This window comes from Yoonia maritima (assembly GCF_003003285.1).
Taxonomy (GTDB): domain Bacteria; phylum Pseudomonadota; class Alphaproteobacteria; order Rhodobacterales; family Rhodobacteraceae; genus Yoonia; species Yoonia maritima.
On sequence record NZ_PVTP01000009.1, the window covers coordinates 26194 to 47780 of the forward strand.

The following is a 21587-nucleotide window of genomic DNA, read 5'->3' on the forward strand; positions in this document are numbered from 1 at the left end:
TCTGTCTCAAAACGTTGTTAGCCGTTCAGCGCAGGTGACAAAAGTGTAAAATCGACGCGGTAAGGGGCAGGGACGTCACGTTCTTGACGTTCACGTCAGGTTGGCCGGCGTAAAAGGAATAATCGTAGCTGAAGCTTGGTGTTAGCTGATTAGGGAATGTGAGGGGCATATCGCACGTAGGGTGGGTTTTAACCCACCACTGCTTAAAGGTTTATTGGGGGGCAATAGGTAACCCATGCTTTTGGGCCAATTCAGCAAGCACCGAATCCTCCGGGGGGATACCTTTAAACCGGTTTTTCAGGCGCTCTCTTACACGGCGCCCGTAAAAATGAATGGAAACGGTGTCGTCTTGTACGCGTTTCCACGTTTTCCAAGCCTCACGGAAATAGATGCGACGGTCTTCGAACGGCACGGGATAAAGTACATGAGGAGCCAAAGAGTATTTGAACTCATCATTTTTCTTCAAGAAATGTGATAGCGCCTTTGGTCCCCAAGCGCCCCACGGCATTTCGGATACATGCATAGGGTCGTTGTTTGCCTGCCGTTCTTCCATTTCTTTGACGTGCTTAGGCATCATCCAAGTTGGAATTGCATATTCGTCTTCGCAAAAATTAATCAAGTCATTCAGCGTCGCTGATTTTGAAGGAAGCGCCATAACGCCGTTTGCGATGATTTTGTCAGACTCACGACCAAAGAAATACCCTTCATCAGGCTCAAATGGCTTTAAGCAATACGCATCAGTGTCAGACCATATCATCCCATCATTTTGCGCCAGTAAATGATATCGGAATTTATCGGCGTAAATCGCGGGACTGCCAGTGCGACCATGCCGTGCCATTTCTTTCGGTTTGGCCAATACGTCAGTTGCAGACGTAAGTTCCACGCCATCAGGGGCGTTTTCTACTTTCCCGTATGAGAAAAGAACCACAGGATGTCCGACATGTACAAAAGAAGTTAAACAAAGCCGTTCAACGAACCCAAGCGGTGGTCCGTCCCAAAACATGCCGATCGTTGGCAAACCCATCTACTATTCCCATCGTTAAGTTAGATAAGATTTTAGACTGGCAGCGTAATCAGTGTAAACAACTATCCGTTTTGACAGGGGGCATGATAAATCGCTGCTTAACGGTTTGCGCCGGGCACCCAGAGTACGTCTTCTTTGCCGGTTGCATTGGCGATGCGGCTGGCTTGGAAAAACCAGTCGGATAGACGGTTGAGGTATTTTACTGCGACCGGATTTACGGATTCGCTGCCAGATAGTTCAACGACAAGACGCTCGGCGCGGCGCGATACTGTGCGGCAAAGGTGTAGATGCGCGGCAAGGGCCGATCCGCCGGGAAGGATGAAGCTACGCAGTGGGTCTACACGGGCGGTCATCGCGTCGATTTCGATCTCGAGCCGCTCAACCTGCGCGCCGGACATACGTAACACTGGATATTCGGCTTCGGCGTCTTTTTCCATGTCGGGGCGGCATAAGTCTGCGCCTAAATCGAATAGATCATTCTGAATCATCGCCAATTGTGCGTCGATTTCACCGGTCGCATGTAGGCGCGCCAGACCAACAGTCGCGTTTGTTTCATCGACGGTGCCATAGGAATTCACGCGTAGCGCATGTTTGGCAACGCGGTCACCATTCCCAAGCGCGGTTTCGCCCGCATCACCTGTTTTCGTATAGATCTTATTCAGAACGACCATGGATTAGCCCCCTCGGCTTCGTAGATATGCGAAGGCAATGATCAGAACGACCGCAACGAATTGCGCCCCAATCCGCCAGCGCATGATTTTATTGGCGTATTTGCGGTTAAATTCGCCGCCTTTACCGAATGTGCCTATGCCAAATAGCAAAATCGCCAATACGGCCAGCGCTGCAATCGCAACGATCCAAAAAAACGGGTCATTCGCCATGTGTCTTATCCTTCAAGAGCATTGCCAGCCATGTAGCTGGCATTTGCGGCAAAGAAACCCCTTAGCCGCGCAAAATCAATGCGTCCAACCACCGCGTTGGCAGGATACGTCGCAAAAACCCCATGAGATAGGTTGGCGTTGTGACGTAATAGCGCGGTTTTGGGCGTGCCGATGTCAGTGCGTGCAGCAGTTTTTTGGTGACGGCTGAGGCTGGTAATTCAAATTTGTCAGGTCCGCTGTCCGTATAAAGCCGTGACATGACGTCTTTGTATTCTTCTACGCGCGCAGAGTTTTCCCAGTCGATCCATTTTTCGAAATGTGGGATCGCGTTTTTGCGAATGTCTGATGTGATTGGACCCGGTTCAACAAGGATGACTTTGATAGGGGTGCCGTGCATTTCGATTCGAAGAACGTCGGTAAGACCCTCAAGCGCGAATTTTGTCGAAACATACGCCCCCCGCCATTTGAGCGGCACCAGCCCAAGCACAGAAGAGCAGTTGATGATCCGCCCATGCCCTTGGGCGCGCATCACCGGAATCACGTGCCGGGTCAGTTCATGATAGCCAAAGACGTTGGTTTCAAAAATCGCGCGCAGGCCGTCGGTTGGAAGATCTTCAAGGGCTCCGGGGCAGGCGAAGGCGCCGTTATTGTACAGCGCGTCCAACGTGCCATTTGTCGCCTCAAGCACTTCGGTCAGCCCGCTGACGATGGTTTCACCGTTAGCGTAGTCGATAAGCGGGCTTTCGAAGCCTTCGCCTTTTAATCGATCGCAATCTACCTGTTGGCGGCAGCTGGCGAAGACGCGCCATCCGGCGTCCCGCAATCCATGAGCTGCATCATACCCGATTCCGGATGAACAGCCTGTGATAAGAATGGTTTTTTGTGTCATGCGGCATGTGTGCCGTGTTCAATGCGATGTGGCAAGCGAAGGGTTAGTCACTGATCAGCCACGACGCGATCCAGCCAATTTCGTTACTTTCGAGTAAGCGCACCTTGGCCCAGTCGCCGCGCATTTCAAGCAGTTCCGTTTCGGTTCCATGGGGAACAGTGTCCATGACGGCAAAGCCGGTGCCGGTGCCGGCGCCATCGCGGATGTTCACCCAATCGCCTGTGACGACGCGCAGGTCTTGGCGTGGCTTTTGAGGTTGCTGGCCTGTCGTATCGCCAGTGGAAAGCGAAGCCTGAACGAGCATCGGAGATGATGGCGCAGCTTGTGCTGTCACGACAGGTTTAGCGGCTTCGATGATAGGGTCGTGAAACGGCACGTAGTCATATGTGTTCACAGGAAAGTTCGCGGCAAGCTGTTGGTAGGAAGGGTCGGATTGTGTGTTTGTCGCTATATTTCCGGTTGCATCGCAACTGCGGCAGCCGGGCTCAAAATCGAACCCGCCCGACAATTCAAAAAACGCCCAAGCGAACAGTAAACTTGTTGAAATCATAAACTTGTACATCTGCGGTTCTTCCATTGCTTTGTTGGTAAAAGAACCACAAAGCGGCGGGAAGGTTCCCAGATTGGTCTACGTGTTCGTCGTTAGGGCGCTGATTACTCAGTCAAAAGCCAAGAGGCCATCCAGCCCGTTTCACCGGTACTGATTAGGTGAACTTGTGCCCAGTCACCGTCCACTGTGATGACTTCGGCTTCGTCACCGCGGTTCGCTTTGCCAACTACGCCATGCTGGGTTCCGGCACCTTGGCGTACATTAACGCGGTCGCCGGTCACACGACGAATATCGCGCACCAAAGTGGCATCGGTCATTGTCGTTGGTTCATTGTACGAAGCCAAAAGGATGTTTTGAACCTGTTCATTGCGGCTGATGATCGGCTCATGAAACGGGACGTATGACGCGTCGGTCAGTGGTTGTTCGACGATCACTGCTTTTTCGAGAGCGACAGTCGTCACAACCGGCATCTGAGCCTTTTCGATCAGGGTCTCGGATTTTTGCGCAACTGGTTCTGGTCGGTCAGTCCCCGGGGTGAAGGACTTTCCGCCGGACATTTCAAACATAGCCCAAAAAAGAATCAGGCTGGTCACTACTAACAACTTGGTCACTGGTACATCCCCCCCCAAAGGGTTACTACGAATCGTAAAAACTGGTGTGCCCCTAGATGCGCAGAGATCACGTTACCAAAAACGGGGAATTTTCTCTGCTTTACGCCAGATTTTCCGCCCGCTAAACAAATTGTCATGAATGATAAGAGCAGTGAGCCCGCAATGGGGCCAATCGATACGACTGAAACGCTTCGCAAGGCTATTGGTGATCGCTACCTGACCTATGCGCTGTCAACGATCATGCACCGTGCCTTGCCGGACGCGCGTGACGGGCTAAAGCCTGTTCACCGCCGCATCCTATATGCAATGAGCCGACTGCGCTTGTCGCCGACGGGTGGTTTCCTGAAGTCAGCTAAAATTAGCGGTGACACCATGGGTGATTTCCACCCGCATGGTGATATGGCCATCTATGACGCGATGGCCCGCCTCGCACAGGATTTCAACGTGCGTTATCCGCTTGTCGACGGGCAGGGTAACTTTGGTAACATCGACGGCGATAACCCCGCTGCGTCGCGTTACACAGAGGCCCGGATGACCGCCGCCGCAGAAGCGTTGCTGGAAGGTCTATCCGAAGATTCCGTTGATTTTCGTGACAACTATGATGGCCGTCTGACGGAACCTTCGGTTCTGCCTGCCACCTTCCCGAACCTGTTGGCTAACGGCTCAAGCGGGATCGCCGTGGGTATGGCGACGAACATTCCGCCGCATAACCTGCACGAATTGATCGACGCATGTTTGCATCTGATCAAAACGCCTGATGCTCGTGACGATACGCTGTTGAACTATATTCCCGGTCCAGATTTCCCGACCGGCGGTGTGATTGTTGAGCCGCCTGAAAATATCGCGAACGCCTATCGTACGGGGCGCGGCGCGTTCCGTTTGCGCGCAAAGTGGGAGGTCGAAGACCTTGGCCGTGGCACATGGCAGGTCGTCGTTTCTGAAATTCCGTATCAGGTTCAAAAGTCGAAGCTGATCGAAAAGCTGGCCGAAGTTATCCAGCTGAAGAAAGTACCATTGCTGGCCGATGTCCGCGACGAATCTGCTGACGACATCCGTATTGTACTAGAGCCACGCGCAAAAACCGTCGATCCAGAAGTCATGATGGGCATGTTGTTCCGCAATTCTGATCTGGAAACGCGGTTTAGCCTGAACATGAACGTGCTAATCGACGGTGTGACCCCAAAGGTGTGTTCGCTCAAGGAAGTGCTGCGCGCGTTCTTGGATCACCGCCGCGAAGTTTTGGTGCGCCGCAGCAAGTATCGTCTAGAAAAGATTGATCACCGGCTTGAGGTCTTGGAAGGCTTTATCATCGCCTTCCTGCATTTGGATCGCGTGATTGATATCATCCGCTATGACGACGACCCGAAAAAGGCGTTGATGGTCGAAGACTGGGCCAAGGAACATGTCCGTGCCACATCCGAGGCTGATTACCGGTCACCCGTCGGGGACGATCCAGAAATCGCACTGACAGAGACCCAGGCCGAAGCGATTCTTAACATGCGTCTGCGCAGCTTGCGCCGGCTTGAAGAAATGGAACTGATCGCTGAACGTGATGCGCTGCGTGCAGAACGTGCTGGTATCGAAGATCTGCTGGCAAGCGATGACCTGCAATGGTCCAAGATTGCCGATCAGCTGCGCGAAACCCGCAAAGTATTCGGTCGCGATAGTCTGGGTGGTGCGCGTCGTACGCAGTTCGCGGAAGCTGCCGAAGTGGTCGAAGTCCCGCTTGAGGCGATGATCGAAAAAGAACCGATTACCGTTGTTTGCTCAAAGATGGGTTGGATTCGTGCCATGACAGGGCACATCGACCTGACCCGTGAGCTAAAGTTCAAAGACGGTGACGGGCCGCGCTTTATTTTCCATGCCGAAACAACTGATCGCTTATTGGTGTTCGGAGCCAATGGCCGATTCTATACCGTATCTGCCGCCAACCTACCGGGTGGGCGTGGAATGGGCGAACCGCTACGCCTGATGATTGATCTGCCCAATGAGGCCGAAATCATTGACATCCTGATCCACAAACCCGGTGCCAAGCTGTTGCTTGCCTCGGCCGAGGGGAATGGTTTCGTCGTGCCAGAGGGTGATGTCGTTGCGCAAACTCGGACTGGGAAACAGGTGCTGAACGTCGCAAGCGGCGTTGCGCGTGTTTGTAAGCGCGTCGATGGCGATTCTGTTGCTGTCGTCGGCGAGAACCGCAAGGTACTGGTGTTCCCGCTGGATGAGCTACCTGAAATGGGTCGTGGCAAAGGCGTCCGTTTACAAAAGTACAAAGACGGCGGCATGTCTGACGCGACCACGTTCACTCGCGCCGAAGGGCTTAGCTGGCTTGACCCGGCTGGTCGCACACGCACGGAAACGGAACTTGACGAATGGACAGGCAAGCGTGCGAGCGCTGGGCGGATGGCGCCACGTGGTTTCCCGCGGGACAATAAGTTCAACTAATTGCCGCCGCCCGTTGCAGGGCGGCGCAAACTGTCACGAAACTGCAAAATTTCGCGCCTAGCGTCCCGCCGGTACACGCCAGCAAGGAGCAAGCGCAATGAATTCGAACGATACTTATGATCTGTCCTGGGATGAATGGGACGAACTGCAGCGCCCGGCTGCTGAAACCACTGATTTTGACGGTGTTGTCGATGCCGCTTTGTCGCGTCGCGGGTTCCTGACTGGCGTAGTTGCTTATGGCTCTGGCGCGGCTGTGATGGGTGCTGGTTTGTTGTCTGGCACATCTGCACAGGCACAAACTGCAAGCCGTTTTGCGTTCTCGCCGATCGCGGCCCAGACTGATTTCACCGTCCACGTCCCTGATGGCTACAATTGGCAGCCACTTGCGAAATGGGGCGAGCCGCTGTTTTCAGATGCCGAACCGCTAAGCCAAGAAACCGGCGTTTCGGTCGGTAGCTCTGATCGTGTGTTTGGTGAAAACACTGATGGGATGGAGGCATTCGTAGTCGATGGCCGACAGGTCATCGCGGTGAACCACGAATACGTAAACACCAAAGCCAACCTTCCGCATACTGGCGGCGAGGTACAAAGCGCAGATGATGTGCTGACACTGCAAAACATGCAGGGTGTGACGGTAATGGAAATCGCCGAAAGCGCTGATGGTTGGGCGATTGTCAAAGATAGCGACCTGAACCGCCGTATTACACAAAACACGCCAATGACAGTTGCTGGCCCAGCTGCGGGTCACCCGCTGTTGCAGACCGAAGCTGACCCTGCAGGCGCAACCGTGCTAGGTACCATGAACAACTGTGGTGCAGGTAAAACGCCTTGGGGCACTTACCTGACATGCGAAGAAAACTTTAACGGTTACTTCGGTTCGACTGACCCAGAATTCACCGCGCCTGACGATTACGCGCGCTATGGCATCGGCATGGAAGGCCGCTATGCCTACGAAAAGTTTGATGCGCGTTTCGACACGTCGAAGAACCCGAACGAGCCGCATCGTTTTGGTTACATCGTTGAAATTGATCCGGCAGATCCATCATCGACGCCAATCAAACACACAGCGCTGGGCCGGTTTAAGCACGAAAACGCAGCGGCTGTTCTGGCACCTGATGGTCGTGTCGTTGTCTATCTGGGCGACGATGAGCGCGGTGAGTTCTTGTATAAATTTGTCTCGGCTAACGCTTACACACCGGGCGGGCCGACATCTGCACTGCTTGATGAAGGTCAGCTTTATGCGGCGAAGTTCAGCACGGACCTGACAGGCGAATGGGTTGCGTTGACTCCTGAAGCCACGGGAATGGATGAAGCTGAAATCGCGATCTTTACGCGGCAGGCTGCATCTAAAGTCGGGGCAACCACGATGGATCGCCCCGAATGGGTGGCAGTGAACCCTGTCGCGGTCGAGGCCTATTGCGCCCTGACCAACAACAAGAATCGCGGTGTAAAACCAAACGCGGGCGGCGATGATACGGCGGCCAACGGTCCAAACCCACGAGATGAAAACAACTACGGTCAAATCGTGCGTTGGTACCCAAGCAACGACGATCACGCGGCTGACACCTTTGCATGGGACCTATACGTGATGGCAGGGAACCCCACCGTGCACGAAGGTGCCTATGGCGGTTCGGCCAACGTGAACGAAGGCAACCTGTTCAACTCGCCCGACGGGATGCAGTTTGATAGCACAGGCATGCTGTGGATTCAGACCGACGGTGATGACGATAACGAAGGTGACTTTGCTGGGATGGGCAACAACCAAATGTTGGCAGGTGATCCCGCTACCGGCCAGATCGAGCGCTTCCTGACAGGTCCTAACGGTTCCGAGGTAACAGGCCTGACGTGGTCTGCTGATAAGCGCACGATGTTTGTTGGCATCCAGCACCCGGCCGCACCTTTCCCTGACGGAGAAGGCATGCTGCCGCGTTCGTCTATCATCGCGGTCAAGCGTGATGATAACGAACGGGTTGGCTAAAAAATTAAAGATGGGGCGGTATTTGCCCCATCTTTTCTGATGTTGATCAAGCCGGATCTAAGACGGGATGTACATATTCCAGCGACGTTCTTTGTGCACAAGCACATCGGGGAAACGCTTCGCCCCCTTTGGCTGATGAACGAAGTAGATCATTCCTCTTGTTTTATGTCGTATTTCCCTTGATTTCTGCGCCGTTTCCCAATACATCGCCCGCGATGTTGGACCGGGCCGATGTGGCCCCTCAAAATTAAGGGCCCGCTAAATGGCTAAGGAAAAGTTTGAACGTACAAAACCGCACGTTAACATTGGTACAATTGGCCACGTTGACCACGGTAAGACGACCCTGACTGCGGCGATCACAAAGTATTTTGGTGATTTCCAAGACTACGACCAGATTGACGGCGCGCCCGAAGAAAAAGCCCGTGGTATCACGATCTCTACTGCGCACGTTGAGTATGAGACTGAAACACGTCACTACGCACACGTTGACTGCCCCGGCCACGCCGACTACGTCAAGAACATGATCACTGGTGCGGCGCAAATGGACGGCGCGATCTTGGTTGTGAACGCGGCTGACGGCCCCATGCCACAAACACGTGAGCACATCCTGTTGGGTCGCCAAGTTGGCATCCCGTACATGGTTGTTTACATGAACAAAGTTGACCAAGTAGACGACGAAGAGCTGCTTGAGCTGGTTGAAATGGAAATCCGTGAACTGCTGTCCTCTTACGAGTACCCAGGCGACGACATTCCAGTGATCCCAGGCTCAGCTTTGGCTGCGATGGAAGAGCGTGACGAAGAAATCGGCGCGAACTCAATCAAAGCGCTGATGGCTGCTGTTGACGATTACATCCCAACACCTGCACGTGCGGTTGACATGCCGTTCTTGCTGCCGGTTGAGGACGTGTTCTCGATCTCTGGTCGTGGTACAGTTGTGACTGGCCGTGTTGAGCGTGGCGTTGTGAACGTTGGTGACGAACTGTCTATCGTTGGTATCCGTGAAACACAAAAAACCACCTGTACTGGTGTTGAAATGTTCCGCAAGCTGCTTGATCGCGGTGAAGCAGGCGACAACGTTGGTGTTCTTCTGCGCGGTATCGACCGTGAAGCAGTTGAGCGTGGTCAGGTTCTGTGTAAGCCAGGTTCAGTGAACCCACACACAAAGTTCGAAGCAGAAGCCTATATTCTGACCAAAGAAGAAGGCGGTCGTCACACACCATTCTTCGCGAACTACCGTCCACAGTTCTACTTCCGTACAACTGACGTGACAGGCACTGTTGTTCTTCCTGAGGGCACAGAAATGGTCATGCCAGGCGACAACCTGAAGTTCAATGTTGAGCTGATCGCACCAATCGCGATGGAAGACGGCCTACGCTTTGCGATCCGCGAAGGCGGCCGCACAGTCGGCGCCGGCGTCGTTTCTAAAATCGTAGAATAATTCCGGAGCGGCTTGCGGCCTAGGGCCGCAAACGCACCGCGTGGGTGACAGGTGAATGCGAAGCAATCACCGAGAACCCACTCAGGAGTTACTCAATACACAAAGGCCGCTTCGAAAGAAGCGGCCTTTTGCGTTCCGAGGTTCTTGCGTAAGGTGGATTTAGGTTTCGATAGGATACGTCATTACCATGCCGCTTTTCACATCCCCGACAGACAATATCCCGCGCTGCGGGTGGTGCGCTGCCACCGAAGACTACATCGCCTATCATGACAATGAATGGGGTTATCCCGTTGGGGACGATATTCGTTTGTTCGAAAAGATATGCCTCGAAAGCTTTCAATCGGGGCTGAGCTGGCGCACGATTTTAGCTAAGCGCGAGAGTTTTCGTGCGGCCTTTGCAGGTTTCGATTTTCGGAAGGTCGCAAAGTTCGACGACACAGATGTTGAACGACTGCTGAACGATACAGGGATCGTGCGCCATCGTGGCAAGATCACGGCTGTCATCAATAACGCGCAACGTTGTTGTGAGCTGGTCGATGCTGAGGGATCGCTTGCGGCCTTCGTCTGGAGCTTTGAACCGCAAGACGAAGGCATTGAACCACAAAGCCGTTCGACTTCGCCAGCCTCGATCGCTTTGTCCAAAGAGCTAAAGAAACGCGGCTGGAAGTTTGTTGGGCCCACCACGGCCTTTGCGTTCATGCAAGCGATGGGGTTGATCAATGATCACGCGGAGGAGTGTGCGTCGCGCGTTGTGGCGACCCAAGCGCGGGCAGCGTTTACGCCACCCGCAATTCAGACTTAGCTTAAACAGCTAGTGGTGCGCCTTGGCGTTCCCATCCGAATTTCTGCATTTGTTCGTCGACGGGTGTTTGTGCGACGTGGTTGACATAGTTCGACATCGTTTTTTGCGCTAGCCCAAGGATCACGTCCAGCACGGCGCGATGCCCGTATCCAGCGGCGAAAAATTCTTGAACTTCAGCTTCGGATATGTTGCCACGTCCGCGCAGCATGCGCAGGGTGAAAATACGTAGCGCCTCGAGCTTCTCTGATTGCAGTGGTGTTTCATTGCGAAGTGCGTTTGATAGCGCATCGTCGACCTTCATCATCTTTGCGATGCCTGTGTGCGCAGGAACGCAGTAATGGCATTCGTTTTCAACGTTAATTGTTTGCCAGACGACGGTCATTTCGTCTGCGTCAAATGCTGTTTGTGTGAATAGGTGATGTAGCACTTGATAGCCTTCGAGCATTTGTGGGCTTTCGGCCATAACTTTGTGCAGCCCGGGTAGGCGGCCAAATGCTTTTTGCGATTTTTCAAGCAGAGGTTTTGATGCTTTGGGTGCGTTGTCTAGGTCGTGGGACGGGAAATCAGTCATTATTTTCGCTTTCTGTTGTCGATTCTTGATTACTGATCTTTTTTGAGTGATCATTCAAGTATAGAGGTGAGTGATCACTCAAATATGAGATTCGCTATGGCCCGTGCTGCACTTTATGATCGTGATGACCTCATCAAGCGTGCTAAGTCTGTGTTTTGGAAGCGCGGTTGGGCTGGTACGTCTCTGAAGGATCTTGAAGCTGCGCTGGATACGCGACCGGGCAGCTTTTATGCCGCGTTTGGATCAAAAGAAGCCCTGTATAAACTGACCCTAAGCCAGTACGCCCAAGAAGGTATGGACAACATAAATGCGCTTTGCGCGGCGCAAGGGGGGTTGGCCGCATTGCAAACATATCCGCGCATATTAGTTGAAGACCCGGCGATGGCCGGGCACGCTTGTATGCTGGCAAAAACGTTTCTTGAGCTAAAGGGGCAAGATCATCCGCTGGCGGAAGTCGCCAATGATCTGCTGTTTCAGATGGAGCAAAAATTCGCGGCGTTGTTTGTGGCGGCACAAGCAGCCGGTGACATTGCGCCACACCGTGACCCCAAAGCGCTGGCGCGTCGCTATCAGTCTGATCTCCTGGGGCTGCGGGTGCTTGCAGCGCGTGCGCCCGATCAGGCGAAGGCGATCGCGCGCGACATGGCGGATGAACTGGGTGGCCTAAGCGCCTAAGCGTAACAGCGCGTCAGCGCGCGCAGTTGTGTCTTGCATGAATTGGTGCATTTCAATTCGTAAGGCCTCGATTTGTTCGGGCTCCATCTTGCGTTGCACATCACCGTTGAAGCGACGAAATACATAAGCGCCCTGCCCATAGGGGTGCGGTACAAGCATCTTGTCCCACGAAGCAAGCCGACGCCCTTTGCTAACGGAAAAGGCATAACAAAACACAGGCATACCCGTGGTCCTAGCCCAATCAAGGGGCGCATCTTTGACTTCTAGCGCGGGGCCAAGTGGTCCGTCGCCAGTCATGCCTATGCTGACGCCTTCTTTCACACGTTTTAGAACTTCGCGTGACGCCGACCGATTCGATTTTTTGCGTGACATCTGCATCGGGCGCAGTCCAACGCGACGCTGAAGCGCACCGGATACGCGTCCAACAGGTGAACTATCGTGCAAGCTGGATAATGGGCCGTCTGTGACGGGCCAGTGCAAAGCGCCCATCACCGATCGGCTGTGCCACATGACAAGAAGAACAGGGCCGTCTTGCAATGCTACGTGTAACTCGTCCAATCCTTCAGTTTTCCAATGGATTCGTCGATTGCATAGACTGAGATACCCACCGATTAACCCGGCGATCCGTGCAGCGAGCCACTCTGATTTTTCAATACGACGGCGAAGTGACACGAAGGCGAGGCCTTTCTTAGGGAAATCTTTGCGTTGTTTTCACATTTTTGCCTATGAAGGCAAGTCTAGTGCGGGTTGCCTCTTGATCCGGTTAGATTTTCAGACTAGTTCGGCAACTGGTCTTAGGGGTATAGCTCAGTTGGTAGAGCGACGGTCTCCAAAACCGTAGGTCTGGAGTTCGAGTCTCCATGCCCCTGCCAGACCAGATCGTTGCCGCTAAGCCGGGGGATCAAATCCAACACATGCCACAAGATGACTTTTCGATTGCGTTCCACATAGGGGCGCACAAGACCGCTACGTCGCATTTGCAGCGGTCGTTGTTGATGGCATCCGATGATTTGATCAACGCGGGTGTTCGCTATTATGGCCCAGAACATTTTCGACTGCCAGGGCGTAAGATTTCGGCACTTTTTGGAATGCGTTCGCGTGCCGGTGGTGGGCGTAGTAAGCGGTCGCCACAGGACCAGCTTGGGTTGATGCGCAAAGGTGCCAGTCGGCTTGTGTTCAGTGAAGAGAATTTCATCGGCACGTTAGCCCATCCACAGCGTAGCGATATCGAATTTGGTTACCCGCGCGCTGACATGAAGATTGCGCAGTTGTCACAAGCGCTTGGGCGTCCGCTCGACCTTTTTTTAAGTCTGCGTAAGCCGACGGCGCTGATTAACTCTGTTTATTCGCAATTATTGCGGGGTAACAAGGTTATGCCCTTTGCTGAATATAAGGCGATGGTCCCGATGGCGCGTGGTGATTGGGCGGACTTGGTTGCGCGTTTGCGTGCGACATCTGGTGTCGGTCAGCTGGTCGTCTGGGCCTACGAAGACTACAATGACGTGTTCGAAGATATTTGCGTTGCGATGGTCGGGCAGAAGGTTTCTCCGATTGAGCGCAATGTTAATCCGCGATTGTCAGCACAAGCCGTTGCGCAAACGCTGGCCCGCTATGACGCGGGTGAGCGCGGAGATATTGCAAAGGACGCCGGCAACGCGTTTCCAGTTGAGCAAGGATACGATAGGTTTGACGGCTTCTCCGAAAGCGAGCACGACTTTACCGATATGACATACCGCGCCCAGATTGCAGCGATTGCCGACATGGCCGGTGTAACGCTTCTTAAGCCACGCGGTGATTGATCTGCCTGCGGGCTTGAAATCATGGTGCGAACGCCGTATGTCGCGGGGTGTTTCCACAAAGGACGATATGTCATGGCCATCGCCAATCCTGTCAAGTTTTTCCAAGAGGTCCGTGCTGAGGTCTCTAAGGTCGTATGGCCGACACGCCGCGAAGTCGTTTTGACCACGATCATGGTGTTCATCCTCGCATCTATCGCCGCGATCTTTTTCTCGCTTGTGGATATGGCGATTCGGGCTGGTTTGACTGGTGTGCTGAATTACTTTGGTGGCTAACATCGTGTGGAAATTGCCGTTCACCCCTTGAAAACATTGGGTGTCGGCGGTAATAGCCACAAACTCCTGAAATTGGCGTGCGGCGAATCGAGCTTCACGCCGCTTTTATTTTCAGGACTAGCAGCCGCGCTGCTGGGTTTAATTTGAACATGCGGCCCGTTGTGGTCGGCGACGACAAGGTGCTTTGACACATGGCGAAACGTTGGTACTCCGTAAGCGTTCTCTCGAACTTCGAGAAGAAAATCGCAGAAGCGATCCGCACAAAGGCGGAAGAGCAGGGCCTAGCTGAGCAAATCGGCGAAGTTCTTGTGCCGACTGAAGAAGTCATCGAAATTCGCCGCAATAAAAAAGTCACGACCGAGCGCCGCTTTATGCCCGGTTACGTGCTTGTTCACATGGAAATGTCGGACGAAGGTTATCACCTGATCAACTCTATTAACCGCGTCACAGGTTTCTTGGGTCCGCAAGGCCGCCCAATGCCAATGCGTGATGCCGAAGTGCAGGCTATCCTTGGTCGCGTACAAGAAGGCGAAGATGCGCCACGTACGCTGATCCACTTCGACATCGGAGAAAAAGTCAAAGTCAACGAAGGTCCGTTCGAAGACTTCGACGGTATGGTTGAGGAAGTTGACGACGAGAACCAGCGCCTGAAAGTGACTGTTTCGATCTTTGGTCGGGCCACGCCGGTTGAATTGGAATTCACGCAGGTTACTAAACAGTAATCCGTGTGTTCAGACGTGGGAGAGCATCGCTCGAACCACGGCAAAACCGCCCCTTCGGGGGCATTGTAGGGTGGATTTCAATCCACCGCTGAAAAAGGAGAGGCCCCATGGCCAAGAAAATCGTTGGACAGCTGAAACTGCAGGTTCCTGCAGGCGCAGCCAACCCATCCCCGCCCGTAGGCCCAGCACTGGGTCAGCGCGGCATCAACATCATGGAATTCTGTAAAGCGTTTAACGCAAAAACAGCTGACATGGAAAACGGTGCACCTTGCCCAACCGTAATCACATATTACGCGGACAAGTCGTTCACGATGGAAATCAAGACGCCACCTGCGTCTTACTACATCAAAAAAGCTGCAAAGCTGAAATCTGGTTCAAACACACCGGGTAAAGCAGTTGCTGGTTCGATCACTGCTAAGCAGGTTCGTGAAATCGCAGAAGCTAAAATGAAGGACCTCAACGCGACGTCCATCGAAGGCGCAATGCAGATCATCATGGGCTCTGCCCGCTCTATGGGTGTGGAGGTCAAGTAATGGCAAAATTCGGTAAGCGCACAACCGCAGCTCGCGCTGCGTTCGAAGGCAAACACAACGTATCAGTAACTGATGCCGTTGCTCTGATCAAAGACAACGCAAAAGCGAAATTCGACGAAACAATCGAAATCGCAATGCAGCTGGGTGTTGACCCACGTCACGCTGACCAAATGGTTCGCGGCACAGTAAGCCTGCCAAACGGCACAGGCAAAACTGTTCGTGTTGCTGTTTTCGCGCGTGGCGAAAAAGCTGACGAAGCAAAAGCAGCTGGTGCAGACATCGTTGGTGCAGAAGACCTGATGGAAACTGTTCAAGGCGGCAAGATCGACTTTGATCGTTGCATTGCGACACCTGACATGATGGGTGTTGTCGGTCGTCTGGGTAAAGTTCTTGGCCCACGCAACCTGATGCCAAACCCACGCGTTGGTACTGTGACTATGGACGTTAAAGCGGCTGTCGAAGCTGCTAAAGGCGGTGAAGTGCAGTTCAAAGCTGAAAAGGCTGGTGTTGTACACGCAGGTATCGGCAAGGCTTCTTTCTCGGCTAAGCAGCTGGAAGAAAACATGCTGGCATTTGTTGAAGCGGTAAGTAAAGCCCGCCCAACAGGTGCAAAAGGCACATACATGAAAAAGATCGCTGTCAGCTCTACAATGGGCCCAGGCGTATCCGTTGACGTAGCTTCGGCGACTGGCAACGAATAATTTTAGCATCTTTTTGATGCATTGCGGCGGGTCCAGTTGGGCCCGCCGTTTTCGTTTTGTGATTGCAATTGTTAAAAAGTGGTATCTGGGGTTGGCAAATGCTCGCTCACGCAGTACCTAACAAACCTGGCCCGAGAGATTGATTCGTTCGGGCCTTTATTCGTCCGAGACGGTGGGTTGGCATTTATGTCGCTAATTCCTGCCTGAGGCGGGATAGACCAGATTTTTGAGGCTCTCCTCGGCAATTTGGACGCCCCGTTTACATGGACTGTAGACTGTTGGGCGGCTTGCCGCGTGACAAAATTAGAGCCGGTGCTGGGCCTAACCCAGTGCCAAACTTGGAGTGAAACTGTGGATAGAGCACAAAAAGAACAGCTGGTCGACGATCTCGGCCAGATCTTTGAAAGCTCTGGCGTCGTAGTGGTTGCCCACTACGAAGGCATGACAGTTGCTGAAATGCAGGACCTGCGCGCGCAAATGCGTGATGCGGGTGGTTCTGTACGCGTTGCCAAGAACAAGCTCGCCAAAATCGCTCTTGAGGGCAAGCCATGCGAAAGCATCGCTGAGTACCTCTCGGGTATGACTGTAATCGCCTATTCCGAAGACCCTGTCGCAGCTGCGAAGGTCGTGGATAAGTACGCCAAAGGTAACGACAAGCTCGTTGTCTTGGGTGGTGCAATGGGTGACACAGCTCTTGATCCTGCTGGTGTTAAAGCCGTTGCCGGTATGCCATCGCGCGAGGAGCTTATTGCTTCTATCGTCGGTTGCATCGGTGCACCTGCTTCCAACATTGCTGGGGCCATTGGCGCGCCTGCTTCGAACATCGCAAGCATTCTTTCGACTATCGAAGAGAAAGCTGCATAAAGCATCTGAATTGACTTGGGGCTCTGCCCTGACGTTGGAACACACTTAAAACGAACGGAAAGCATAAAATGGCTGATCTGAAAAAACTAGCTGAAGAGATTGTTGGTCTTACCCTTCTCGAAGCACAAGAACTGAAAACCATCCTCAAAGACGAGTATGGCATCGAGCCCGCAGCTGGCGGCGCAGTAATGATGGCTGCAGGCGGCGACGCTGGTGGCGAAGCTGCTGCTGAGAAAACTGAATTCGACGTCGTTCTGAAGAACGCTGGCGCATCCAAAATCAACGTGATCAAAGAAGTTCGCGGCATCACAGGTCTTGGCCTGAAAGAAGCGAAAGATCTGGTTGAAGCTGGCGGCAAGATCAAAGAAGGCGCTGCGAAAGCAGAAGCTGAAGAGATCAAAGCTAAGCTGGAAGCAGTCGGCGCAGAAGTCGAACTGGCCTAAGCTAGTATCAGGCGAAGTTTTCTTCGTCATGAAAATAAGGCTGGGCGCGCAGAAATGTGCGTCCAGCCGAACCTGTCTTAGAGGTCGGTCAAATGCTGACCGACCCCTTGGGTAGGTTTGAGATGTCGGGAGGGTGCCGGTGGGACGGCAGCCACGAATAGACATCAAACCCCCGGTCAAATGGGTGGTGCGTCGCGGCCCGGGCGATGTGTCATTCGAGAGACAAACAAAAGGTGACACCGCATATGGCTTCCTCCTTCCTTGGTCAGAAACGCCTGCGTAAGTACTACGGCAAAATCCGTGAAGTACTCGAAATGCCGAACCTCATTGAGGTTCAGAAATCTTCTTATGATCTGTTCCTGCGCTCTGGCGACAGTGACACACCGCTTGACGGCGAAGGCATCAAAGGTGTCTTCCAGTCGGTGTTCCCGATCAAAGATTTCAATGAAACAGCTTTGCTTGAGTTCGTAAAATACGAGCTTGAAAAGCCAAAATATGACGTCGAAGAGTGCATGCAGCGCGACATGACGTACAGCGCGCCTCTTAAGGTCACGCTGCGTTTGATCGTGTTTGATGTGGACGAAGATACAGGCAACAAGTCTGTTAAAGACATCAAAGAACAAGACGTGTTCATGGGCGATATGCCTTTGATGACGCCGAACGGCACATTTGTCGTGAACGGCACAGAGCGCGTTATCGTATCTCAGATGCACCGTTCACCTGGCGTGTTCTTCGATCACGACAAAGGTAAAACACACTCGTCCGGTAAACTTCTGTTTGCTTGCCGCATCATCCCATACCGCGGTAGCTGGCTGGACTTTGAATTCGATGCGAAAGACCTTGTATTCTGCCGTATCGACCGTCGTCGTAAACTGCCTGTCACAACCCTGCTTTATGCGCTGGGTCTAGACCAAGAAGGCATCATGAATGCCTACTACGACACTGTTGAATATCACCTCGATGTTAAAGCGCGTGCTTGGCAGACAAAGTTCTTCCCAGAGCGTGTCCGTGGCACACGTCCTGCGTATGATCTGGTTGATGCGAAGACTGGTGAAGTCATCGCAAAGGCAGGCGAAAAAGTTACACCTCGTTCCGTCAAGAAACTGATCGACGAAGGTTCTGTGACTGATTTGCTAGTTCCATACGAGCAAATCATCGGCAAATTTGTGTCGACTGACATCATCAACGAAGAAACTGGCGCGATTTATGTCGAAGCTGGTGATGAGCTGACTGTTGAAGTGGACAAAGCTGGCGATGTGATCGGTGGTACACTGAAAGATCTGGTTGATGCGGGCATCACCACGATCCCAGTCTTGGACATCGATAACGTCAACGTTGGCGCATACATGCGTAACACGATGGCAGCTGATAAGAACATGAACCGTGAAACGGCTCTCATGGATATCTACCGCGTGATGCGACCAGGCGAGCCACCTACCGTAGATTCTGCATCAGCACTGTTCGACACGCTGTTCTTCGATAGTGAGCGTTACGATCTGTCTGCTGTCGGTCGTGTTAAGATGAACATGCGTCTTGACCTAGATGCCGAAGACTCCATGCGCACATTGCGCAAGGAAGACATTGTATCCTGCATCAAAGCGCTGGTTGAGCTGCGCGACGGTAAAGGCGATATCGACGATATTGACCACCTTGGTAACCGTCGTGTCCGTTCCGTTGGCGAGCTGATGGAAAACCAATACCGTGTTGGCCTGCTTCGCATGGAGCGCGCGATCAAAGAACGTATGTCCAGCGTCGAAATCGACACTGTGATGCCACAGGACCTGATCAACGCGAAACCAGCGGCTGCTGCGGTGCGTGAATTCTTCGGCTCTTCGCAGCTGTCACAGTTCATGGACCAAACCAACCCGCTTTCCGAAGTGACGCACAAGCGTCGTCTGTCAGCGCTTGGACCCGGTGGTCTGACCCGCGAACGTGCCGGCTTTGAGGTGCGCGACGTTCACCCAACGCACTACGGTCGTATGTGTCCAATTGAGACACCGGAAGGTCCAAACATTGGTCTGATCAACTCGCTGGCTACTTTTGCGCGCGTGAACAAATACGGCTTTATTGAAACGCCGTACCGCAAGGTTGTTGAAGGCAAGGTAACTGACGAAGTTAGCTATATGTCCGCGACCGAAGAAATGCGTCACACTGTGGCGCAGGCCAACGCGAACTTGGACGAAGACGGTGGTTTCAATAACGACCTCGTTTCAACACGTATGAACGGTGACTACACACTGGCTCCGCGCGAAAATGTCGACCTGATCGACGTTTCTCCAAAGCAGCTGGTTTCTGTTGCTGCGTCCTTGATCCCATTCCTTGAAAACGACGATGCTAACCGGGCCCTGATGGGTTCGAACATGATGCGTCAGGCTGTTCCATTGCTTCAAGCCGAGGCCCCGCTTGTGGGTACCGGTATCGAAGAAGTTGTGGCACGCGATTCAGGTGCTGCGATCATGGCGAAACGCGCTGGTATCATCGACCAAGTTGATGCGCAGCGTATCGTTATTCGTGCGACTTCTGATCTTGAACTGGGCGACGCAGGCGTAGACATCTACCGCATGCGTAAATTCCAGCGCTCGAACCAAAACACCTGCATCAACCAGCGTCCGCTGGTGAAGGTTGGCGATACAGTTCTTAAGGGCGAAGTTATTGCCGATGGTCCATCCACCGATATCGGTGAATTGGCTCTGGGTAAAAACGTGGTCGTCGCGTTTATGCCGTGGAACGGTTATAACTACGAAGATAGTATCCTGATCTCTGAGCGTATCACACGTGACGATGTCTTTACTTCGATCCACATCGAAGAATTCGAAGTCGCTGCTCGTGATACAAAGCTTGGGCCAGAGGAAATCACACGTGATATTCCAAACGTCGGTGAAGAAGCGCTACGTAACCTCGACGAGGCTGGTATCGTATACATCGGTGCCGAAGTAGAGCCGGGCGACATTCTGGTCGGTAAGATCACACCAAAAGGCGAAAGCCCGATGACACCAGAAGAAAAGCTTCTGCGTGCTATCTTTGGTGAGAAAGCGTCTGACGTTCGCGATACATCGCTGCGCGTTAAACCAGGTGACTTCGGTACGGTCGTAGAAGTACGCGTCTTTAACCGCCATGGTGTGGAAAAAGACGAACGTGCGCTTCAAATCGAGCGTGAAGAAGTTGAACGTCTTGCACGTGACCGCGACGACGAATTGGTGATCCTTGACCGGAACATCTATGCGCGTCTGAAGTCGATGATCATCGGCAAAGAAGCTGTCAAAGGTCCACGTGGTTTCAAACCGAACTCGATCGTTACCGAAGAGTCATTGGCTGAGCTTAGCCGTGGTCAGTGGTGGCAGGTTGCCCTGAAGGATGAAGCTGACGCGCAGGTCGTAGAAGCCTTGAACGAACAGTATGAAATCCAGAAGCGTGCAATGGATGCGCGTTTTGAGGACAAAGTCGAAAAAGTCCGCCGTGGTGATGATTTGCCACCGGGTGTTATGAAGATGGTCAAAGTCTTTATCGCGGTGAAGCGTAAGCTTCAGCCGGGTGATAAGATGGCGGGTCGTCACGGGAACAAAGGTGTTATTTCCAAGGTTGTGCCTATGGAAGACATGCCGTTCCTTGCCGATGGTACGCCGGTTGATTTCTGTCTGAACCCGCTTGGTGTTCCTTCACGTATGAACGTCGGTCAGATTCTTGAGTGTCACATGGGCTGGGCCGCACGCGGGCTGGGTATCCAGATTGACGATGCACTTGGTGAATACCGTCGTTCTGGCGATCTGACACCTGTTCGTGACGCGATGAAAATCGTTTACGGCGATAACGTTTATGCTGAAGGCATCGAAGGCATGGACGAAGGCGAAATTGTCGAAGCGGCTGGTAACGTCGTACGCGGTGTGCCGATTGCGACACCGGTATTTGATGGTGCGAAAGAGGCAGACGTGAACGATAGCTTGCGTCGCGCTGGCTTCGATACGTCTGGTCAATCGGTGCTATTCGATGGTCGTACAGGTGAACAGTTTAGCCGTAAGGTTACTGTGGGTGTGAAATACCTGCTGAAACTGCACCACTTGGTCGATGACAAGATCCACGCACGTTCGACCGGGCCTTACAGCCTTGTCACGCAGCAACCGTTGGGTGGTAAAGCCCAGTTCGGTGGCCAGCGTTTCGGGGAAATGGAAGTCTGGGCATTGGAAGCTTACGGCGCTGCTTACACCCTGCAAGAGATGCTGACTGTGAAGTCGGATGACGTTGCTGGACGGACGAAAGTCTACGAAAGCATCGTCAAGGGCGAAGACAACTTTGAGGCAGGCGTCCCAGAGTCGTTCAACGTGCTCGTGAAAGAAGTCCGGGGCCTCGGCCTCAACATGGAACTCCTGGATGCGGAGGATGAGGAATAAGAAATT

The 21587-nt window shown here is 53.1% G+C and carries 21 protein-coding genes and 1 tRNA gene; 14 read left to right on the forward strand and 8 right to left on the reverse strand.

Going from position 1 to position 21587, the window contains the following annotated elements; genetic code table 11:
• Nucleotides 1-211 precede the first annotated feature (211 nt).
• The 6 genes from CLV80_RS12895 to CLV80_RS12920 form a co-directional block, all read right to left on the reverse strand.
• The gene (locus CLV80_RS12895; RefSeq protein ID WP_106358354.1) at nt 212-1024 is read right to left on the reverse strand and encodes a hypothetical protein; all 813 of its coding nucleotides are present in this window, start codon (nt 1022-1024) and stop codon (nt 212-214) included.
• 98 nt (nt 1025-1122) lie between these two features.
• A complete protein-coding gene (locus tag CLV80_RS12900; protein ID WP_106358355.1) occupies nt 1123-1695 on the reverse strand; it encodes a cob(I)yrinic acid a,c-diamide adenosyltransferase in 573 nt (190 codons plus the stop codon).
• Between the two features lie 3 nt (nt 1696-1698).
• Nucleotides 1699-1905 carry a twin transmembrane helix small protein gene (locus CLV80_RS12905; protein WP_106358356.1) on the reverse strand — a complete coding sequence of 69 codons (207 nt, stop codon included), beginning with the start codon at nt 1903-1905 and terminating at the stop codon, nt 1699-1701.
• Nucleotides 1906-1966: 61 nt separating this feature from the next.
• Nucleotides 1967-2794, reverse strand: coding sequence for an SDR family NAD(P)-dependent oxidoreductase (locus CLV80_RS12910; RefSeq protein ID WP_106358357.1), 828 nt, complete (start codon nt 2792-2794; stop codon nt 1967-1969).
• A gap of 43 nt (nt 2795-2837) precedes the next feature.
• The gene (locus CLV80_RS12915) at nt 2838-3356 is read right to left on the reverse strand and encodes an SH3 domain-containing protein (RefSeq protein ID WP_207766582.1); all 519 of its coding nucleotides are present in this window, start codon (nt 3354-3356) and stop codon (nt 2838-2840) included.
• Nucleotides 3357-3448: 92 nt separating this feature from the next.
• Nucleotides 3449-3955, reverse strand: a complete 507-nt coding sequence (locus CLV80_RS12920; protein WP_133169777.1) for an SH3 domain-containing protein — start codon at nt 3953-3955, stop codon at nt 3449-3451.
• A gap of 135 nt (nt 3956-4090) precedes the next feature.
• Here CLV80_RS12920 and CLV80_RS12925 point away from each other — a divergent pair, with 135 nt between their 5' ends.
• From CLV80_RS12925 to CLV80_RS12940, 4 genes are all read left to right on the forward strand, one after another.
• Complete coding sequence (locus CLV80_RS12925) at nt 4091-6397, forward strand: DNA topoisomerase IV subunit A (protein ID WP_106358360.1); 2307 nt, start codon at nt 4091-4093, stop codon at nt 6395-6397.
• A 97-nt stretch (nt 6398-6494) separates the two neighbouring features.
• Nucleotides 6495-8375: a PhoX family protein gene (locus tag CLV80_RS12930; protein ID WP_106358361.1), complete on the forward strand. Its 1881-nt coding sequence runs from the start codon at nt 6495-6497 to the stop codon at nt 8373-8375.
• A gap of 262 nt (nt 8376-8637) precedes the next feature.
• Nucleotides 8638-9813, forward strand: a complete 1176-nt coding sequence (gene tuf, locus CLV80_RS12935) for an elongation factor Tu (RefSeq protein ID WP_106358362.1) — start codon at nt 8638-8640, stop codon at nt 9811-9813.
• A gap of 187 nt (nt 9814-10000) precedes the next feature.
• Nucleotides 10001-10615, forward strand: a complete 615-nt coding sequence (locus CLV80_RS12940) for a DNA-3-methyladenine glycosylase I (protein WP_106358363.1) — start codon at nt 10001-10003, stop codon at nt 10613-10615.
• A 1-nt stretch (nt 10616) separates the two neighbouring features.
• On the opposite strand, the gene CLV80_RS12945 is transcribed toward CLV80_RS12940, so the two are convergent.
• Nucleotides 10617-11186 (reverse strand): carboxymuconolactone decarboxylase family protein, encoded by a 570-nt coding sequence (locus CLV80_RS12945; protein ID WP_106358364.1) that lies wholly within the window; start codon nt 11184-11186, stop codon nt 10617-10619.
• A 96-nt stretch (nt 11187-11282) separates the two neighbouring features.
• Between CLV80_RS12945 and CLV80_RS12950 the strand changes: the two genes are divergently transcribed.
• Nucleotides 11283-11861 (forward strand): TetR/AcrR family transcriptional regulator, encoded by a 579-nt coding sequence (locus CLV80_RS12950; RefSeq protein WP_106358365.1) that lies wholly within the window; start codon nt 11283-11285, stop codon nt 11859-11861.
• On the opposite strand, the gene CLV80_RS12955 is transcribed toward CLV80_RS12950, so the two are convergent.
• Nucleotides 11850-12533: a lysophospholipid acyltransferase family protein gene (locus tag CLV80_RS12955; protein ID WP_243394563.1), complete on the reverse strand. Its 684-nt coding sequence runs from the start codon at nt 12531-12533 to the stop codon at nt 11850-11852. The two genes, CLV80_RS12950 and CLV80_RS12955, sit on opposite strands and share 12 nt — an antisense overlap.
• Before the next feature lie 124 nt (nt 12534-12657).
• Between CLV80_RS12955 and CLV80_RS12960 the strand changes: the two genes are divergently transcribed.
• The 9 genes from CLV80_RS12960 to rpoB all read left to right on the forward strand — a co-directional run bounded on the left by CLV80_RS12960 (nt 12658) and on the right by rpoB (nt 21581).
• Nucleotides 12658-12733: transfer RNA gene (locus CLV80_RS12960), tRNA-Trp, on the forward strand.
• Complete coding sequence (locus CLV80_RS12965) at nt 12722-13660, forward strand: hypothetical protein (protein ID WP_106358366.1); 939 nt, start codon at nt 12722-12724, stop codon at nt 13658-13660. The genes CLV80_RS12960 and CLV80_RS12965 overlap by 12 nt, the downstream gene beginning before the upstream one ends.
• A 72-nt stretch (nt 13661-13732) precedes the next feature.
• Nucleotides 13733-13933, forward strand: a complete 201-nt coding sequence (gene secE, locus CLV80_RS12970) for a preprotein translocase subunit SecE (protein WP_106358367.1) — start codon at nt 13733-13735, stop codon at nt 13931-13933.
• A gap of 191 nt (nt 13934-14124) precedes the next feature.
• Nucleotides 14125-14655 carry a transcription termination/antitermination protein NusG gene (gene nusG / locus CLV80_RS12975; RefSeq protein ID WP_106358368.1) on the forward strand — a complete coding sequence of 177 codons (531 nt, stop codon included), beginning with the start codon at nt 14125-14127 and terminating at the stop codon, nt 14653-14655.
• Nucleotides 14656-14762: 107 nt separating this feature from the next.
• Nucleotides 14763-15188: a 50S ribosomal protein L11 gene (gene rplK / locus CLV80_RS12980; RefSeq protein WP_106358369.1), complete on the forward strand. Its 426-nt coding sequence runs from the start codon at nt 14763-14765 to the stop codon at nt 15186-15188.
• Nucleotides 15188-15889, forward strand: coding sequence for a 50S ribosomal protein L1 (gene rplA, locus CLV80_RS12985; RefSeq protein ID WP_106358370.1), 702 nt, complete (start codon nt 15188-15190; stop codon nt 15887-15889). Before rplK ends, rplA begins: the two co-directional genes overlap by 1 nt.
• 351 nt (nt 15890-16240) lie before the next feature.
• On the forward strand, nt 16241-16753 hold the full coding sequence (gene rplJ / locus CLV80_RS12990; RefSeq protein ID WP_106358371.1) for a 50S ribosomal protein L10: 513 nt from the start codon (nt 16241-16243) through the stop codon (nt 16751-16753).
• Between the two features lie 68 nt (nt 16754-16821).
• A complete protein-coding gene (rplL, locus tag CLV80_RS12995) occupies nt 16822-17196 on the forward strand; it encodes a 50S ribosomal protein L7/L12 (RefSeq protein ID WP_106358372.1) in 375 nt (124 codons plus the stop codon).
• A 245-nt stretch (nt 17197-17441) separates the two neighbouring features.
• Nucleotides 17442-21581, forward strand: coding sequence for a DNA-directed RNA polymerase subunit beta (rpoB, locus tag CLV80_RS13000; RefSeq protein WP_106358373.1), 4140 nt, complete (start codon nt 17442-17444; stop codon nt 21579-21581).
• Nucleotides 21582-21587 lie beyond the last annotated feature (6 nt).

Excerpts from the sequence above, each read along its gene's own strand:
- CLV80_RS12940 (WP_106358363.1), top strand. The coding sequence starts at position 10,001 with ATGCCGCTTTTCACATCCCCGACAGACAATATCCCGCGCTGCGGGTGG.
- nusG (WP_106358368.1), top strand. The coding sequence starts at position 14,125 with ATGGCGAAACGTTGGTACTCCGTAAGCGTTCTCTCGAACTTCGAGAAG.
- CLV80_RS12900 (WP_106358355.1), bottom strand. The coding sequence starts at position 1,695 with ATGGTCGTTCTGAATAAGATCTATACGAAAACAGGTGATGCGGGCGAA.
- rpoB (WP_106358373.1), top strand. The coding sequence starts at position 17,442 with ATGGCTTCCTCCTTCCTTGGTCAGAAACGCCTGCGTAAGTACTACGGC.
- rplA (WP_106358370.1), top strand. The coding sequence starts at position 15,188 with ATGGCAAAATTCGGTAAGCGCACAACCGCAGCTCGCGCTGCGTTCGAA.
- CLV80_RS12925 (WP_106358360.1), top strand. The coding sequence starts at position 4,091 with ATGAATGATAAGAGCAGTGAGCCCGCAATGGGGCCAATCGATACGACT.
- secE (WP_106358367.1), top strand. The coding sequence starts at position 13,733 with ATGGCCATCGCCAATCCTGTCAAGTTTTTCCAAGAGGTCCGTGCTGAG.
- CLV80_RS12915 (WP_207766582.1), bottom strand. The coding sequence starts at position 3,356 with ATGTACAAGTTTATGATTTCAACAAGTTTACTGTTCGCTTGGGCGTTT.
- CLV80_RS12945 (WP_106358364.1), bottom strand. The coding sequence starts at position 11,186 with ATGACTGATTTCCCGTCCCACGACCTAGACAACGCACCCAAAGCATCA.
- CLV80_RS12895 (WP_106358354.1), bottom strand. The coding sequence starts at position 1,024 with ATGGGTTTGCCAACGATCGGCATGTTTTGGGACGGACCACCGCTTGGG.
- CLV80_RS12965 (WP_106358366.1), top strand. The coding sequence starts at position 12,722 with ATGCCCCTGCCAGACCAGATCGTTGCCGCTAAGCCGGGGGATCAAATC.
- CLV80_RS12905 (WP_106358356.1), bottom strand. The coding sequence starts at position 1,905 with ATGGCGAATGACCCGTTTTTTTGGATCGTTGCGATTGCAGCGCTGGCC.
- rplK (WP_106358369.1), top strand. The coding sequence starts at position 14,763 with ATGGCCAAGAAAATCGTTGGACAGCTGAAACTGCAGGTTCCTGCAGGC.
- rplL (WP_106358372.1), top strand. The coding sequence starts at position 16,822 with ATGGCTGATCTGAAAAAACTAGCTGAAGAGATTGTTGGTCTTACCCTT.
- tuf (WP_106358362.1), top strand. The coding sequence starts at position 8,638 with ATGGCTAAGGAAAAGTTTGAACGTACAAAACCGCACGTTAACATTGGT.
- CLV80_RS12910 (WP_106358357.1), bottom strand. The coding sequence starts at position 2,794 with ATGACACAAAAAACCATTCTTATCACAGGCTGTTCATCCGGAATCGGG.
- CLV80_RS12950 (WP_106358365.1), top strand. The coding sequence starts at position 11,283 with ATGGCCCGTGCTGCACTTTATGATCGTGATGACCTCATCAAGCGTGCT.
- CLV80_RS12930 (WP_106358361.1), top strand. The coding sequence starts at position 6,495 with ATGAATTCGAACGATACTTATGATCTGTCCTGGGATGAATGGGACGAA.